At 44.4% G+C, this 16,276-nt stretch carries 12 protein-coding genes; 2 read left to right on the top strand and 10 right to left on the bottom strand.

The window, feature by feature from the left end:
- Positions 1 to 2,907, top strand: coding sequence for a PD-(D/E)XK nuclease family protein (locus MD536_RS11195; RefSeq protein ID WP_239599085.1), 2,907 nt, complete (start codon positions 1 to 3; stop codon positions 2,905 to 2,907).
- 14 nt (positions 2,908 to 2,921) lie between these two features.
- Positions 2,922 to 4,169, top strand: coding sequence for a chromate efflux transporter (gene chrA / locus MD536_RS11190; protein ID WP_239599083.1), 1,248 nt, complete (start codon positions 2,922 to 2,924; stop codon positions 4,167 to 4,169).
- A gap of 74 nt (positions 4,170 to 4,243) precedes the next feature.
- On the opposite strand, the gene MD536_RS11185 is transcribed toward chrA, so the two are convergent.
- From MD536_RS11185 to MD536_RS11140, 10 genes are all read right to left on the bottom strand, one after another.
- On the bottom strand, positions 4,244 to 5,854 hold the full coding sequence (locus tag MD536_RS11185; RefSeq protein ID WP_239599081.1) for a tetratricopeptide repeat protein: 1,611 nt from the start codon (positions 5,852 to 5,854) through the stop codon (positions 4,244 to 4,246).
- 19 nt (positions 5,855 to 5,873) lie between these two features.
- The gene (locus MD536_RS11180; RefSeq protein WP_239599078.1) at positions 5,874 to 6,713 is read right to left on the bottom strand and encodes a universal stress protein; all 840 of its coding nucleotides are present in this window, start codon (positions 6,711 to 6,713) and stop codon (positions 5,874 to 5,876) included.
- 7 nt (positions 6,714 to 6,720) lie between these two features.
- A complete protein-coding gene (locus MD536_RS11175; RefSeq protein WP_239599076.1) occupies positions 6,721 to 8,097 on the bottom strand; it encodes an HAD-IB family phosphatase in 1,377 nt (458 codons plus the stop codon).
- 87 nt (positions 8,098 to 8,184) lie between these two features.
- Complete coding sequence (locus MD536_RS11170) at positions 8,185 to 9,567, bottom strand: HAMP domain-containing sensor histidine kinase (RefSeq protein WP_239599074.1); 1,383 nt, start codon at positions 9,565 to 9,567, stop codon at positions 8,185 to 8,187.
- Position 9,568: 1 nt separating this feature from the next.
- Positions 9,569 to 10,258, bottom strand: coding sequence for a response regulator transcription factor (locus MD536_RS11165; RefSeq protein ID WP_239599073.1), 690 nt, complete (start codon positions 10,256 to 10,258; stop codon positions 9,569 to 9,571).
- 93 nt (positions 10,259 to 10,351) lie between these two features.
- Positions 10,352 to 11,701 carry a TIGR00341 family protein gene (locus MD536_RS11160; protein WP_239599065.1) on the bottom strand — a complete coding sequence of 450 codons (1,350 nt, stop codon included), beginning with the start codon at positions 11,699 to 11,701 and terminating at the stop codon, positions 10,352 to 10,354.
- A 67-nt stretch (positions 11,702 to 11,768) separates the two neighbouring features.
- Positions 11,769 to 13,547 carry a chloride channel protein gene (locus MD536_RS11155; protein ID WP_239599064.1) on the bottom strand — a complete coding sequence of 593 codons (1,779 nt, stop codon included), beginning with the start codon at positions 13,545 to 13,547 and terminating at the stop codon, positions 11,769 to 11,771.
- Positions 13,548 to 13,592: 45 nt separating this feature from the next.
- On the bottom strand, positions 13,593 to 14,711 hold the full coding sequence (locus tag MD536_RS11150; protein WP_239599062.1) for a methionine aminotransferase: 1,119 nt from the start codon (positions 14,709 to 14,711) through the stop codon (positions 13,593 to 13,595).
- Positions 14,712 to 14,884: 173 nt separating this feature from the next.
- Complete coding sequence (locus tag MD536_RS11145; protein ID WP_239599061.1) at positions 14,885 to 15,808, bottom strand: helix-turn-helix domain-containing protein; 924 nt, start codon at positions 15,806 to 15,808, stop codon at positions 14,885 to 14,887.
- Between the two features lie 21 nt (positions 15,809 to 15,829).
- Complete coding sequence (locus MD536_RS11140) at positions 15,830 to 16,222, bottom strand: RidA family protein (RefSeq protein ID WP_239599059.1); 393 nt, start codon at positions 16,220 to 16,222, stop codon at positions 15,830 to 15,832.
- Between the last annotated feature and the right edge of the window lie 54 nt (positions 16,223 to 16,276).

Genomic DNA, 16,276 nt, shown 5'->3' with positions numbered 1-16,276 from the left:
ATGAGTTTTCTAAAAACAGTTGCAACCCATTTATATGAAAAATTTGGAAATAATATTGCAGATTGTGCAATCATCTTTCCGAATAAACGTCCGGCTATTTATTTCAGAAAAGAGCTCGGCCAATTGGTAGACCGCCCTATCTGGAGCCCGGATTTATTCACCATTCATGAATTTATCCAGGAATCTACCAACCGCTTACCGGCAGACCGGCTGCTTTGTTCCTTTTTATTGTATGAAGCATATTCCAAGGTTTGGTCTGATCAGCAGTTACTACCGGTTAGCTATGAACGCTTTTATCCATTGGGTGAAATCTTACTGAATGATTTTACCGAACTCGAATCAAATGCGGTATCCATAAAAGATATCTACAGCAACCTGGCAGAGCTGGCAGCCATTGACCAGGGACTCGATTACTTATCAGAAGAGCAGCTGGATTATCTGCAACGTTTCTGGAAAAACTTTTCAGTTGAACGCCTGAGTAAACAAAAGGAACGTTTTCTCCAATTGTGGAAACACCTGCCCGCTATATTTGAATTATTCCGAAACGAACTGGAGCAAAGAGGATTGATCACAACCGGTATGATCTACCGGAGCCTTGTTACTGAAGCATACGACCGAAAAGATTTTCCAACCAGATGGAAGCACCTCGTATTTGTTGGCTATAATGCATTGAACCGATCCGAGTTGCAGGTATTAAAAAAATGGGAAGAGCAGGGCCTCGCCTTGTTTTACTTTGATACCGATACACATTATATAGAGGATGAACTCCAGGAAGCCGGTCGGTTCTTAAGAAGGAATCTATCCCTTTTCAACAACCAGTTACCAACAGGTAACAACATACGAAGAACTGATCGTTCCATTCAATTGATAGCCGCAGAAGGAAATGCCGCGCAGGTTAGAATGCTTCCTGCATTGCTGGAGCATATTCCCGGTATAAAGGAAGAGCCCGAACAAACCGCGATTTTACTGGCAGATGAAAACCAGCTATTACCGGTTTTACACGCGCTTCCCGACTGGACAGACAAAGTAAATATAACCATGGGTTATGGCCTGGTGCAATCGCCCCTGTATTCTCTGATGCAAACCATCATCCGGATACAGGAATCACTCTGGCAAAACAAAGGGCGTTCAGTTTATTATCAACCGCTTTTGCAGTTGGTACAACACCCCTATCTGTACCAGCTTCCGGAAGCCGCTGAAATTGCTCAAACTGTTTTACAAAAAGCCCTTGTCAGCATTCCTTCAACAACCTGGGAAAAACTAGAAGAACCCCGCTTAAAAAAATGCCTGACGCTCATACAGCACCCGATAGAAATTATTTCCCTGATCCGGAATATACTGGAAGATCACCTGGCAAGTGTTGTGGAGGGTGAAGCCACCGACCTGCAATCACAATTGATTCATGCAGCACATGCACAATTAAACCGGCTGGAAGATTTACTCACCGAAAGAAAAGAAGAGCTAAGCCTTTCCTTTATTTCTGAGCTGATACTACAGGTAATGCGCTCCCAATCCGTACCGCTGGAAGGTGAACCACTCCGCGGTTTACAGATAATGGGTCTATTGGAGAGTCGCGCGCTCGATTTCAAACACATCATCCTGCTGAATGTAAATGAAGGCATCCTTCCAAAGAAAGCAGTTGCTCCTACCCTGATTCCTGATAGCATTCGAAGAGCCTATGGATTAAGTGTGCTTGAAAACCAGGATGCGATTTTTGCCTATGTATTTTATCGCCTCCTTCAAAGAAGTCAATCGGTTTCCTGCCTGTACAATACAGCGGTGGATGAAAGAGGCATGGCGGAGCAGAGCCGTTTTCTGACACAGATTGAATATGAAACCGGTATCCCGATCATTCGGAAATCGGTCAGGATGGATATAAACCCCAAAGCAAAAGATCCCATCGTAATTGAAAAAGATGATGCGGTCATGCGCACCTTGAATAAGTATACGGGAGAAGAAGTGATTTTAAGTCCGTCTGCACTGAACACCTACATCGATTGCCGCCTGCGCTTTTACTTTCAAAACCTGCAGGGCATTCGCGAACCAGAGGAAAGAGAAGAGGAAATTTCGCCACGTGTACTTGGTAATTTTCTGCATCGCGCCATGGAGTTTCTTTACAAAGGACTGGAAGAAAAAAAAGGAAATAAATGGGTGGAGCCCGGAGATTTTGAATGGCTCAATGGCCAGATTGACAGGTATCTCAAGGAAGCATTGGGACTGGAACTGGCAAAGGACCGCACGCATGTGATAGATTATACTGGTACCCTTCGCATCGTTGAAGAAGTGGTGAAGATTTATATTGAAGAGGTATTAAAACAGGATAAACGCTGGGCTCCTTTTGAGATGGTGGACCAGGAATGGAAAATTGCTCATCCGGTTCAACTCGAAGTGGAAGGCAGACTCATTACCATTCGATTGGGTGGATTTATTGACCGGCTTGACAAAAAGGATGGTATATACCGGATCATTGATTATAAAACCGGAAGTGATAAAAAAGAATTTCGCTCTGTGCAAGATTTGTTTACCCGGGACCGGACAGACCGAAACAAGGCAGCTTTGCAAACCCTGTTGTATGCGGAATTACTGGGAAAGCAGCTGGAACAACAGCCAAAATCAGGAACTGCCCCTGCCTGGATGCAGTCACATATTGGTGCCGCCCGCGTACAGGCTGGCCTCTATAATGTTCGCCAGATGCGTAGCGAAGGACCTGAGTTCGACTGGCGGCTTTCAGAGAATGCTTCCAAAACAAAACTGGATGATTATCGGATTAAAGAGATAGGTCCTGAACTCATGGATTCCCTCCATTCGGTATTAAGTGAAATTTTTACCAGGGATCAGCCATTTGATCAAACAGAGCGTCGGGAAAAATGCGAATATTGTCCTTATCAAAAAATCTGTGGCCGATAAAATCAATTAACTGAATGGCACTGGTTAGGCATATTCCTTTTCTAAAAGCGGTTTTACTGCACAGCCTTACGGCTTTTGGCGGACCGCAGGGCCATTTCGGGATGATGCTGAAAACCTTTGTGCATGACCGGAAGGACATCTCGCATGAAGAATTACTGGACTACAATGCGTTCTGCCAGATGCTTCCAGGCGCATCCTCCACACAGGTATTGACACTGGTAGGTTATAAACGTGGTGGCATTTCTCTGGCAATTCTGACTTTATTGGTCTGGATCCTGCCAGCCAGTTTACTAATGGGGGCACTCTCCTTTCTCCTGCGCTATTTCCATAACAAGGAACTGCAGCACGATGTATTCAAGTACGTGGCACCCATGACCATCGGCTTTCTCGCGTATGCATCTACGGTAGCGTTCAGGCTGGCTATTCACAACACGATCACCAGGGTCATTGTATTAGCCAGCGCCACCCTGAGTTTTGCTTTTTTCAAAATACCCTGGATGATTCCCCTGCTGATTGTGGTGGGTGGATTTGTTACCAATCTCAGCGATCGCCGTTATCCCCAGGCAGAGGAAAACCGAAAGAAAATCAACTGGGCCAATATCTGGTTGTTTGCACTGATATTCCTCATAGCGGGATTGCTTTCTGAAACGGCGCGTAAAAACGATTGGCAGAATCGTCGGCCCATCAACCTGTTTGAAAACACCTATCGATTTGGGAGCATTGTATTTGGAGGCGGACAGGTATTGGTGGCCATGATGTACGAACAGTTTGTGGTTCGCCCGGAGTCGGAAAAAGTGATGCAGCGAAATCCCAATGTAGTGCGCATTACAAGAGATGATTTTTATACCGGTGCAGGTATTGTTCGTGCCATGCCTGGACCCGTATTCAGCATTTCAAGTTTCATGGGAGGAATTGCCATGAGCGATCGGGGTACAGGCTGGCAGATCCTGGGTTGTATAATTGGTACAGTTGCTATTTTCTTACCCAGTTTGTTACTGGTACTGTTTTTCTTTCCTATCTGGAACAACCTGAAAAAATACGCCATTGTATTCCGCGCACTGGAAGGTATCAATGCATCGGTGGTAGGGTTCCTGATCGCTTCTACACTTTACATGTTGAAAGATATTCCCATGCCGGAATGGGCTGATCATGGCTGGATGAACCTGGCCGTTATTGTTGGCACCTGGCTGGCATTGCATTATTCAAGGCTACCATCTCCTGTGCTGGTAGTAGCCTGCCTGCTGCTTGGTATCCTGGTATAAAAAATGCCCCTCTTTGAAAAGAGGGGCCACACCCAAAAAACCAACCTTGCGGTTTGAGAAAACAGTTATACTAATTATTCAGTTTTTGTTTGTCCTTTACCTTCTTCAATCCATTTCTTAAGGATGTCTGCGAACTTTTGCGCATCGCTGTTATCAGGTTGTACTTCGAGAATTTTCTCGAACCAGCCTAAAGCAGCCTGGTAATCCTTGGAAACATTTGCTTCATAGGCACCCAGGTAACCATAAGCCTGGATGAGCAGACTCTTATTCTTTTCCTTATCAGCTGCTGCGATTTCTGCCACTTTTTTGTAATCATTCACTGCTAAGCCAAGCTCCATAGTGGTATCAATCTGGGCCAGGCTCTTTGCTTTCCAGTAGTAACCATATACCTGGTCGGGATATTTCTCTGTGTATTTGCCAAACACAGAATCAGCCTGGCTGAATTCAGATGCTGCATAGTGTGCCAATCCCCAGTTGTAGAGATCCAGGTTGTTGGGGTCTTTTTTCGTTTCGAAAATTTTCCCCAGCCATTTTGCTTCCTTGCTGCGATCTCCATTTTCTTTAAACATCTGGGCCATTTGCTGCATGTATTCCAGTTTGTAATTTTCAACTGTATCCATGGCAACTGCTTTTTCCCAGGCGATGGCAGCCAAAGAATCCTGATCCATTTTCTTGTACAATTTAGCCTGCAGATCAAAGTCTTTTGCTACCAGGTTGCTGTCAACTTCGCGGGCGAAATAGGTATTCAGCAATTCAAATGCTTTGGTTGAATCACCTTTGGCATCGTAGCTGTAAGCCAGCAATTTATACAGACGGGGTTTGGCCTGTTCACCTTCCTTTTCGAGGATGGCATTCGCTCCTGAAATTGCCTCATCATATTTTGCAGAAGCATACATCAGATCCATTTTCATATACTGATGCTCCATGCTGGGATCCGTATTCGCAATGTAGAGATCCAGGTATTCCTTAGCCTTGTTTACATCACGGAAGTAGTAATAATAGTACAGCTCATAGTAAGCAGCCGCAAATTTTGGATCCGCTTCAATGGCCTGATTGAAATATTTCAGGAACATATCGCTGTTCTGCTGGGTCATGTAAATTTTTCCCAGGTTATACGCAGCCTGTGCATATTTTTCATCCTTCAACAGCGCTTCCATATAAGCTTTGGCAGCTTCACTACCCTGGTTCAGTTTGCGATAAGCATCTCCACGAAGTGTAATGGCTTCTGCATCCAGTGCCTTTTCCTTGATCTGGCTGATCAGGTTAAGGGCCATATTGGCATCACCCGCTTTATTCTCTACCTGTGCGCGGGCAATAGCTTTGATCACATCTACTTCAGTTTTGCGATTGGCATCTTTCAGCGCCTGGTCAAACTGTGCTTTGGCTTCGGCTGGTTTGTTTTCAGCCAATAACACATTTCCATAAGCAACCTTATTCAACGGATGCGCACTTAATATATCCGAGCTTGAATTCAGCAGGGATTTTGCTTTATCAACTTTATTGTCTTCCAGGTACACTTCAGTGAGCCAGTAATAGGCTTCTTTCTCTTGCGTTAATACCTGTTGTAAAACCTGTTCTGCACTTTGCAGCCGATCATGATACAGATGTTGTTTTGCCTCTTCAATCGACTGACCCATGGCAGAGCAGGCCATAACCGTCAATCCAGCGATCAGAATAGTTCTCATTGTTACTTTGTTTTGTATTTTATACAGCCATCACGGGAATCCGGGAGGCCGAGAATAAAAAGCGTGAAAAAATATTGTTTAAAACACCCGGCAATTCAGCTTCCTTACCAGGTTGTACCACGATCAGATCGGCATTCACTTTTTCAGCGTATTGCAGTGTGGTATCTGCAATATTTTCACCCATCACAGGATGACATTCAATTGCCAGATCTGTATTATCTCTCAACAGCTGATACGATTTATAGAGATAGGAATTATCCTTTTCTGTTTCCCCTTCGGCATCCTCTTTCAACGCCACCAGGTGAATCCGCGCATCATGATATTGTGCCAGGTAACTGGCGAACATGATCTTTCGCAGTGGCAGCACATTGGTTACCGGCAATACAATATTTCTGATTTGATGAATATGCGCTGATTCCGGAATGTTTAAAACGGGGCACTGCGTTTTTCTTGCCAGCCGGTTGATATTGATCCTGCTTAAATACTTACTCCACGCGAAACGACGCCGGTGTGTTATAATTACCAGATCAATCTCATGTCGCATGGTGAAATTGCGGATGCTGCGCTCAATGCTGCCTTCCATCACATGGCTATAAATAAACCGGCCTTTCTCCATTTGTGGAATATACTCACCCTGCATGGCCATCATGCGACTCGTAGCTAGTGCTGTTTGATCAGCTTTCACTGCTATGATCTGACTAGCATTAATGGTAAATGGTAAAACAGATGGTTGTACAATATACAACAGGTGAATATCGCATTTCAGCTCATTCGCCATAGGCAGGATGCTATCCAACACCTGGCGACTTTTTTCTGAAAAGTCGACTACTACCAGTATCTGTTTTAATAATTTTTCCATGGTCTTCTTAGTTGGCAAATTGCAGCACTTTAGAGAAGGCAGGCTCAGTGATCTCTCCATCTGCCACAAAGCGTACCAATTCATTCGTAGTGCAGAAAGCGATACCCACACCCGCCTGTTCAATGATGCAGAGATCATTTTCTCCATCCGCAACTACCACGGAATTATCCAGGGGAATATCATAGCGGCTGGAAAGATGTCTAAGCGCATTGGTTTTGCAAATGGGATGCGAGCAACTGCTTTCTTCGTTGTGATAGAAATAAGAAGGAATCCGAACTTCGCCGGTAGCTTTCCCTTCAAAATATTCCAGTTGATTGGAGAGATGAAAATCTGCACCAATCTTGTTTTTTACATACTCCGTAATCAGGTGATAACTTTCACTTACAATACCCACCAGGTAACCTCTTTGTTTCAGCATGGCTACTACCGACTGGATATCATCAATCATGGGAATTTCTGCAGCTGTATGCAATAAATCATCCATGCTGATACCTTTCAACAGCAAGGATACCCGCTTGGTAAAAGCGGAAGCATCTTTTTCATGCAGGCGGATCTGATCATATTCTTTTCTGAACCCGTATTTATCTGCACAGGTTTCAATAAAACTTCCTTTGAAAATGGTATGATCCATATCAAAAACCACCATTTTTTTCATCTGATTCACCTGGTCCTCCATTACGGATTTCATTTCAGATGAAATAAGGTTAACCAGTTCCAGCTCATTCAGATTCACGAGTTCATTCTTCTGGCGCATGGCTTTCATGATGATCGCCCGGGTCACTTCCCGGCTCATTTTACCAAGGGCATGCCAGGGTTTGCTTTTATTCTCAATATGCCCGATGGCCACTTCACTGATCCGGGCCCTCATCAGGAACATATCAATCAGGATACCTATATCAACACCATAATCCTGGAAAAACTCAATTCTCGAAAAGAATTGTTTACGCCCGGCGATCATCCCACTGAGTGGCTGACTGAAATGCGCCAGTCCCGGATAAAAAATACTCAGCAAAGGTTTGGCAACCAGCTCTGTTACCCTTCCTGCGTTTCTTGAAAAAGTAGCTTTTACAAAATCAGCTTCATTTTCAAGTAAAGGTTTCGCAAGCAGCGCGATGGTGTCTTCCGGATACTCAATATCTCCGTCGAGAAAAATCAGGCTTTCATTTCGGGCCGCCTGGATGCCTTCTTTCATGGAGATTCCTTTTCCGCGGCTTGCACTGATAATGATCTCTGCACCAGCCTCTCTCGCAATGGCAACCGTATCATCCACAGACTGATCGTCTACCACGATCACCTGTGACACAACCGGCTGGGAGAGACAATAGGCTACTACCTGGCCGATTGTTTGTGCTTCGTTTAAAGCAGGGATAATAACTGTTACCATATTCACACAATTCTAGTCTTCAAATATGGACAGTGGGTATTAAGACCCGATTAAACACAGATTAAAAGGATATTAAAAGGCATTTTCTCAGCGGAACTGAGCTGCTGCGGGCAGGATTACCCGGAAAATCGTACCCTCTTTTTCATTGCTGTTTACCTCTAGTTGCCCCTTGTGCAGGCTGATAATACGCTTTGCAAGCGCCAGCCCGAGTCCGAATCCTTTCTGATGGGCATTGTGCGGAGAGCGATAAAAGGGAAGAAAAATATGTTCAATTTCTTCCTGCGCAATGATATCACCCTGGTTGGATATTTCAGTTATTAATTCTTTATCGGTAAATTTCAGTTGCACATGGCTGGTATGGTCGGGAGAATATTTACATCCGTTTTCAACAATGTTTTTCAATGCACTGAACAACAGATCTGCATTACCGAAGACCATACATTTACTCTCATCATCCGGGAATTCTTCAAAGTTCAATTGTACCTGGTAGGTGGATGAAAGTTTCTGTACCGCGCCTGTCACTTTCAGTACTACTTCATCCAGGCGGATTTCATCTAACTCGATACTTCCTTTATGTCCTGTTTTGGCAATCTCCAGCAAACTTTTTGTGAGGTGGCGCATTTGCTGCACATCTTCCTGAATAGATAACATCACTTTCCTGTATTCTTCATCCGACCTCGGCTTTTGCAGTGCCACTTCTAATTGCGAGGAGATAGAAGTAAGCGGTGTTGATAATTCATGAGACGCATTTGAAATAAATCTCCGCTGAATCGTGAAGGATTCCTGCATGCGATCCAGCAATTCATTAAAGGTGCGCGCAAGTTGAAAGAGCTCATCCTGTCCGCTTCCGGCATCAATGCGTTGAGAGAGATTATGGGTAGAAATATTATCTACTTCTTCAATGATATTGGAAATGGGTTTGACAAGTTGCTTGGAGAAAACAGATCCGATCAGAATGCTGAAAAGTATACCCGCCACCATCGTAAGTGCCAGAATTTTTTTCAAATCAGATAACCACTTATGTCCGTCCGCATCATAAGCAGTTACAATGATTATTATAGGTTGCCTCACTGATTTTACATATTGACCAAATGCATCCCGGTCACCAATTTTGAAGGAGAATTCGTTTTTTGTGATGATTGTATTTATTATATCGTTGCCGACAATAAATTCATCCTCCGGATTTGTATTAAATACATAGAGCGGTTTTTTATCAACTGAAAAGATCCGGATGGATTTGCGGGAAAAAAACCGTGCATTACTCGCATCAATTTTTTTCAGGAGTGCCTGGCTGGTATCACCTAAAATAGAAAACAGTTGAGATGCATTGTGTGCTCTTCCGGATAAACGTTGTTTGAAAACAGAGGAACGCTCTAATGCCGAAAAATAATAAACAGAAAAGGAGGTTGCCAATAACAATACTGTTACCAGGATCGAAAACAGCAGGGTTATTTTGGTGCGAATGGTCAAATCAGGAATTTTCTTTTAACACATAGCCCATACCCACCTGGGTGTGAATGAGTTTCTGTTCATAGTCGCGGTCAATCTTTTTACGAAGGAAATTTACATAAACATCTATAACATTGGTGCCGGTATCAAAATCAATATCCCACACATTGAGTGCGATATCTGCCCTGGATACCACCCGGTTCTTATTCCGGATCATGTATTCCAGCAACTGGAATTCCTTGGCAGTTAGCTGGATGGGCTTTCCGGCCCGCGAAACTTCTTTACTGTCGAGATTGATCACCAGGTCGTTTACCCGCAGACTTTTACCAACAGGAGCTGCCTGTTGCGCCCGCTTGATCAATGCCCGGATGCGGACCACCAGTTCTGCAAAATCAAAGGGCTTTACGAGATAATCATCCGCTCCGGTATTGAATCCTTCAATCTTATCTTCTGTACTGCTGAGCGCGGTTAACATCAGGACGGGCACCTGCTGGTTGACACCCCTTATATGTTGCAGCAATTCGTATCCATTCATGCCGGGAAGATTAACATCCAGGATGACCAGGTCGTAGGTTTTATTATCGAAAAACAGCCTCCCGGTATCTCCATCTGCGGCGATTTCAACCTCATATTGTTGTTCCTCGAGGCCTTTTTTCAGGGTCTCGGCTATTTTCTTTTCATCTTCAACCAATAGAATACTGATGTCATGCATAATCCTTGCGGAACTTGTTCACCTGTAAAATTAGGCAGAAACAGGGGCCGCGACCGGCGGAGTCTAATTATAAATTGATTAAAAAGAGTTATCTCAGGGCAGATCCGGTTCAGTGATCAACTTGAACTTCTTGGTTTTCAACCTTGCTTCTACCCAGGTTCTGAGTTGTTTGGCTTCGGTTGCTGATAGCTTCCGCCTAAACTCCAGGTAAATAAGTTGCAGGGTATCCGTTTTGTTACCGGCTCTTTCGAAAATCGTGTTTTCCAGTGCCAGGCTGGTGATTTTAGGTTGGATGGCCTGCGCCTCTAAAAACATATTCTTCCGTTCCAGTTCCGTTTCCTGGTAACGTTTAACCTGGTTTTCCAGTTCCTGGATCCGTTCTGCATTGGCCTTGGTAAGCTCAGTGCCCTGTTCTTCCTTTGTTATACTGGCTTTTAACTGTGCAATCCGGGCACTGTCAGTAATTCCAATCTGACGGATGCGGATATCTGTACCAGCCAGTTGATATTTTGGAAGCTCCAGTTTGCGCACTTCAATCAAACTATCCGGTACCATGATGCCCACATACACTAATTCAAGTGTACGTTGGTTGGGATCAATTTTCTGTCGAAGCAGGGTCGCCTCATTGAACTGCATTTCCGTGTCAATAAATCGTTGTGCATTTTTCTGGTAGATGTTTTTCTGAACCTGGCGGTAGGCAAAATAGATGCTGGGCAGCAGGGTTAAGAGGGTAATGATCCAGATATAATTGCGGACGCGGATTCTTTCTTTGTCATTGATATAGCTAACCCTTGGAAAATTCAGGAAGCGCACAATCAGGAGAACCGACAGACTGATGAAAACACTGTTGATAATAAACAGGTAAAAAGCACCCAGGAAGTAGCTCCATTGTCCGGATGCTATTCCATATCCCGCTGTACAAAGTGGCGGCATCAATGCTGTGGCGATGGCAACTCCTGGAATTACATTACTCTTTTCTTTGCGCGTACCTGCCACAACTCCAGCCAGTCCGCCAAAGAAAGCAATCAGTACATCATAGAGGTTGGGTGAAGTTCTGGCCAGTAATTCGGATTGGGCATCACTAAGTGGACTCAACCAGAAATAAAGAGTTGAAGTGCAGATACTGATAAAGACCGCTACTGCTAAATTGCGCAATGCTCTTTTTACCAGTTGAAAATCATTGATGCTGATACCCAGCCCAAAACCCATGATGGGCCCCATCAATGGCGATATCAACATCGCTCCAATGATTACTGCAGTAGAGTTGACATTCAATCCGATGGAGGCAATGAAAATGGCGAAGATGAGGATCCAGAGATTGGTCCCCTTGAAATCCACATTCCGTTTAAAGGATTCAATGCTTTCATCTGGGCTCGCCGCATCTCCATGCAGATTAAACCGATCCCACAGAAACCATTTTACAAACCTCGTCGCCTTATTCATGTTGCCAGATTTTTATTAGAATGTTCGACCTTAGGGATCCCTCTTCTCACGTCTCACGTCTCACATCTCACGTATACAAATCCGCCTGATTCGCCAACGCCTCCCTGTACTTCTCAAATATGATCGCCTTGGATAAAAAGCCGATAAACTCTTTTTCACTGTTCACTACAGGAAGGTACCAGCTCTGTGTAATATCCATTTTTTCCATTACTTTCTTCATGGGCTCCTCCGGCGTGATCACTGCCGGAGCTTTCTTTACATAGGTCTGGATTTTTGCCTGCGCTAATCCACTTGGATCAAACAAGCGCCCTTTCAAATCATTCAAGTCTACTATACCTACAAATCGGTTGTCCTTATCTGTTACTGCAAACAGATTTTTATTTACACTACTAATCAGGTTGACCAGGTCTGCCAGGCTTTGATCATTTCGTATGGTAGCATATTGTTCCAGTCTGAAATCAGCTACCCGGAGCTGGCTGAGAATATTATCTTCTTTGCGGTGCGTGAAGATGGACCCCTCCATGGCCAGTTGTTTGGTCTCCATTGAGTAAGGTTCAAAATGTTTTACAATAAAAAAGGAAATGGCAGATACCAGCATCAGCGGGATAAAGAGTTCATAACCATTGGTGATCTCAGCAATGAGAAAGATGGCGGTAAGCGGACAATACATCACACCACTCAGCACACCCGCCATACCAACCAGGCTGAAATTTGCTTCGGGCAGTGTTAGCCATTTTGTATTGTTCGCCAGGCGAGATACAAAGAAGCCAAGGTATGCGCCCACAAACAGTGAGGGTGCAAAATTTCCTCCATTACCCCCACCTCCCAACGTAATACCCGCTGCTACAGGTTTGAGTAAAAAGATAGCGCCGGCAAACAGGAGCAGTCCCCATTCATTGATATACTCGCGTCCGATGAACTTTTCCACCACGCCCTGTGGGTTTCCATTCGCCAGCAAACTGATGGTGTTATAGCCTTCACCAAAAAGTGGAGGAAAAACTGCCATGAGCAACACCAGAAAAACACCAGCAACAATAGCCCGTTGATAAGGGCGCTGGGTAATCCCAACTATTTTTTTCTCTGTGCTTTTAAACACCCGGGCATAGTAGAGAGAAACAAATCCGGAGGCGAAACCCAGTAAAATATAAAACGGAACATTATAGTAATCAAAAGCTTCCCGCAACCTGAAATTGAAAAGTATCGATTCCTGTAAAATGATGCGGGAACAGAGTGCCCCGGTAACAGCAGCAATCATCAGGGGTATGAAATAGCTGACTATGGTTTCCGTGAGCAAAATTTCAATCGCAAAAATTACACCTGCGATGGGTGCATTAAAGACCGCAGCAATGCCTGCTGCTGCTCCACAGGCAATCAGCAGGGTTCTTTCTCTGTATTCCATCCCATGGATGCGGCCTGTATTGGAACCGATGGCAGCACCAGTTGAAACAATCGGTGCTTCCAATCCCGCAGAACCTCCAAGGCCAACTGTAAAAGCACTGGTGAGCATATGTTTGTAGGTATCCGAAAGTGGGATGAAGGAACTTTTACCTGCAATACTTCTGAGTACCATGGCAACCCCTTTCTCGATATAACCATGAAAGAAACGCTTTTTCAGAAGCACAACAATCAGCAATCCAATGATCGGGAATAACAGGTATATATAGTCGTTTTTAACCGGACGGTTAATCCACTCCTGCAGAAAATGAACAAAGGTTTTCAGCAGAACAGCAGCCAGACCAGCAATCAATCCGGTGATTACAGCTACAAACATCATGTACTGTAATCGATTGAGCCGCTGCCGCAAATAGCTCAACAGGAATTTATATAGTTCTACAACTTTTTTCATGTCTCTTTTTTCTCGTCTCACGTCTCACGTCTGACGTCTCACATCTCACACCTTCCTCAGCTTCTCCACCGCCGCTTCCAGTGTTTCTTTTTTCTTCGCAAAGCAAAAGCGGATATAGGGGCTCGGTTGTGCATCCTGGTAGAAAGCGGAAACAGGTATTGTAGCCACTCCATGTTCGCGTGTGAGGTGGAGTGCAAAATCAAGATCAGGCAATTCGCTGATCTGCTCATAGCCTGCACAACAAAAATAACTTCCTTTTGAAGGAAGCAAATTAAATCGCGTTAATCTCATCAATTCTATGAAATAATCTCTTTTCTCCTGCAGAAAGGAAGCCAGCTCGAGGTAGGAGGATCGATCTTTTAAATACTCGGTTATACCAACCTGAGAGGGTGTATGTACACTGAAACAATTGTACTGGTGGATCTTTCTAAATCCCTGCATGAGTTCCTTGGGTGCAACACAGTATCCGATTTTCCAACCCGTGCAGTGAAAGGTTTTTCCAAAAGAGAAACAGGCAAAACTACGCTGAAACAAATCGGGATATCGTAGTACAGACTGATGTGTTTCCCCATCATACACCAGGTGTTCATACACTTCATCACTGATTACATATAGCTTGTTTGTAACTACCAGTTGCTGCAACTTTTGCATATCTGCTGCAGACCAGATTGTTCCGCTCGGATTATGAGGGGTGTTGATGATGATGGCCCGCGTCTTTGAATTTACAGCCGCGTTAATCTTTTCCCAGGGAATGGAAAAATGAGGTTGATTCAGTGAAATCAATACAGGCTTTGCATGATTGGCCAGGATATTGGGAACATAGCTGTCGTAAGCAGGTTCCAGCACCAGCACTTCATCACCCGGGCTAAGTATGGAAGTTAATGCGGTATAGATAGCATAGGTTCCACCCGGAGTAATTGTAATTTCAGTATCCGGATGAACCGACTGCCCATACAGGTAGTCAATTTTTTCTGCAAGTACTTCGCGTAAGGGCAGCCATCCCGCCATGGGCGCATATTGATTATACCCCGACCGCATCGCATGGTTGACTGCTTCAGTCAACACCGGGCTCATGGGGAAATCCGGAAAACCCTGGCCCAGATTAATGGCATTATGTTCCTGCGCCAACGCGCTCATGGTGGTAAATATGGTGGTGCCCTGCATGCGTCAAAGATAGGGTACAAAAAAAATAGAGTCCCGTTAAGGACTCTATAAGGACCACCCTAAAACCTGCATGAAGAAGAGGTTTTGCAATCCGCTGCTAACAGACTGCATAATGAAGATACTATGTCATCCTGTACAGCGTAGGGTAGTAGTATGAGTTTGTGTGGTAGTTTTTATTCATTTGGCATTTTTGCTTTTTCGCGGTAGTCAGAGGGGCTGATTCCCACCTGGTGCCTGAAAAATTTCGCAAAATTGGAATTGTCTTTGAAATGCAGATAATACGCCACTTCTGCTACTGTCATATCTGTATTTTTCAAAAGAGACTGTGCTTCCAGGATCAGCCGTTCCCGAACCAGCTGGGCAGCCGTTTTACCGGTTTGCTGTTTCAGCAGGTTGCTCAGATAGGTGGGGTGCAGGTGCAATTCATTCGCCACATATTTCAGTGTTAGCGGCTTGTCCATCTTTCCCTTGTTCAGCTCTATAAAATAGGTGTTGAGTGCCTGCAGGAAATTATTGATGGTAGTATCCTTAGGACCGCTGCGCGGAACAGTCATCTCAGACATGGCATCCTTACACTCGTACAAAAAGATATTCAGATAATGGTAGAGCATCTTGAATCTTTCCGGATGATTGGTACGGAGAAGTTCATACATAGCTTCCAATTGGCCATGCAATTTGGCCAGTTGCTCAGGTGAAGGAGAGAATAACATCCCGTTCTCCGTATGGAAATAACGAAACTCTCTGAAAATGTATTCTCCCTGCGGGTATTGAAAAATAAAATCCGGGGTAAAGAATAACAGATACCCATTCCAATTATCAATGTTCATGTACTGCCGGATATGCCAGGGAGATGTGAAATAAAGCTGGTTACCGGTAATCTCATACACTTCATTGGAAATGCTCAGCTTGAAATTCCCTTTGGTAACAAGCCCAACTACAAATGCGTTTAAGCGGAAAGGATTTCCCGTGTTGTCCTGCATCCGAAGAGGGATTTCTTCAAATCGTAAAATATCAAAGTAGGGTGAATTCGGTTCCAGTGTACTGTTATCAGGAAAAGAATCTACCAGGTTTTCGTAATAGGCAACCTGCTTTTGCATTTCTCTAGAGGTTTATTGGTTCTAATTTGAGGCTAGTATCGCTGTGGCTTCAATTTCAATCAGGTATTCGGGGGCGATCAAAGAACTTACTTCCACCATCGTGGTGCAAGGTTTGATGCTTCCGAAAAACTCTCCATGAGCTCTTCCATATTCTTCCCAGCGACTGATATCAGTTACATACAAACGGGTGCGCACTACGTCCTTAAGCCCGGCTCCGGCCTGCTCGAGAATGCGTGCAATCTTTTGAATGATGAAACTGGTTTGCGCATAGGCATCATCTGCTCCCACCAGTTCATTGTGTTCATTAATGGCAACCGTTCCGGTTACCTCTATTATATTGCCGACCTTCACAGCCCGGCTATACCCAACAATGTCTTCCCAGGGAGCGCCTGAGGCATAATTAAATCTTGTCATTGGATGCGGTTTATGGATAGTCCAACTGCAATGTTACTGGTAAAACAAAAATGC

The organism is Flavihumibacter cheonanensis (assembly GCF_022352215.1).
Classification (GTDB): Bacteria; Bacteroidota; Bacteroidia; order Chitinophagales; family Chitinophagaceae; genus Flavihumibacter; species Flavihumibacter cheonanensis.
The sequence above is the reverse complement of the archived record's forward strand: the minus strand, read 5'-3'. Positions and strand labels throughout refer to the sequence as shown.

Excerpts from the sequence above, each read along its gene's own strand:
- MD536_RS11160 (WP_239599065.1), bottom strand. The coding sequence starts at position 11,701 with ATGAATAAGGCGACGAGGTTTGTAAAATGGTTTCTGTGGGATCGGTTT.
- MD536_RS11175 (WP_239599076.1), bottom strand. The coding sequence starts at position 8,097 with ATGGTAACAGTTATTATCCCTGCTTTAAACGAAGCACAAACAATCGGC.
- MD536_RS11185 (WP_239599081.1), bottom strand. The coding sequence starts at position 5,854 with ATGAGAACTATTCTGATCGCTGGATTGACGGTTATGGCCTGCTCTGCC.
- MD536_RS11180 (WP_239599078.1), bottom strand. The coding sequence starts at position 6,713 with ATGGAAAAATTATTAAAACAGATACTGGTAGTAGTCGACTTTTCAGAA.
- MD536_RS11195 (WP_239599085.1), top strand. The coding sequence starts at position 1 with ATGAGTTTTCTAAAAACAGTTGCAACCCATTTATATGAAAAATTTGGA.
- MD536_RS11165 (WP_239599073.1), bottom strand. The coding sequence starts at position 10,258 with ATGCATGACATCAGTATTCTATTGGTTGAAGATGAAAAGAAAATAGCC.
- chrA (WP_239599083.1), top strand. The coding sequence starts at position 2,922 with ATGGCACTGGTTAGGCATATTCCTTTTCTAAAAGCGGTTTTACTGCAC.
- MD536_RS11150 (WP_239599062.1), bottom strand. The coding sequence starts at position 14,711 with ATGCAGGGCACCACCATATTTACCACCATGAGCGCGTTGGCGCAGGAA.
- MD536_RS11155 (WP_239599064.1), bottom strand. The coding sequence starts at position 13,547 with ATGAAAAAAGTTGTAGAACTATATAAATTCCTGTTGAGCTATTTGCGG.
- MD536_RS11145 (WP_239599061.1), bottom strand. The coding sequence starts at position 15,808 with ATGCAAAAGCAGGTTGCCTATTACGAAAACCTGGTAGATTCTTTTCCT.
- MD536_RS11140 (WP_239599059.1), bottom strand. The coding sequence starts at position 16,222 with ATGACAAGATTTAATTATGCCTCAGGCGCTCCCTGGGAAGACATTGTT.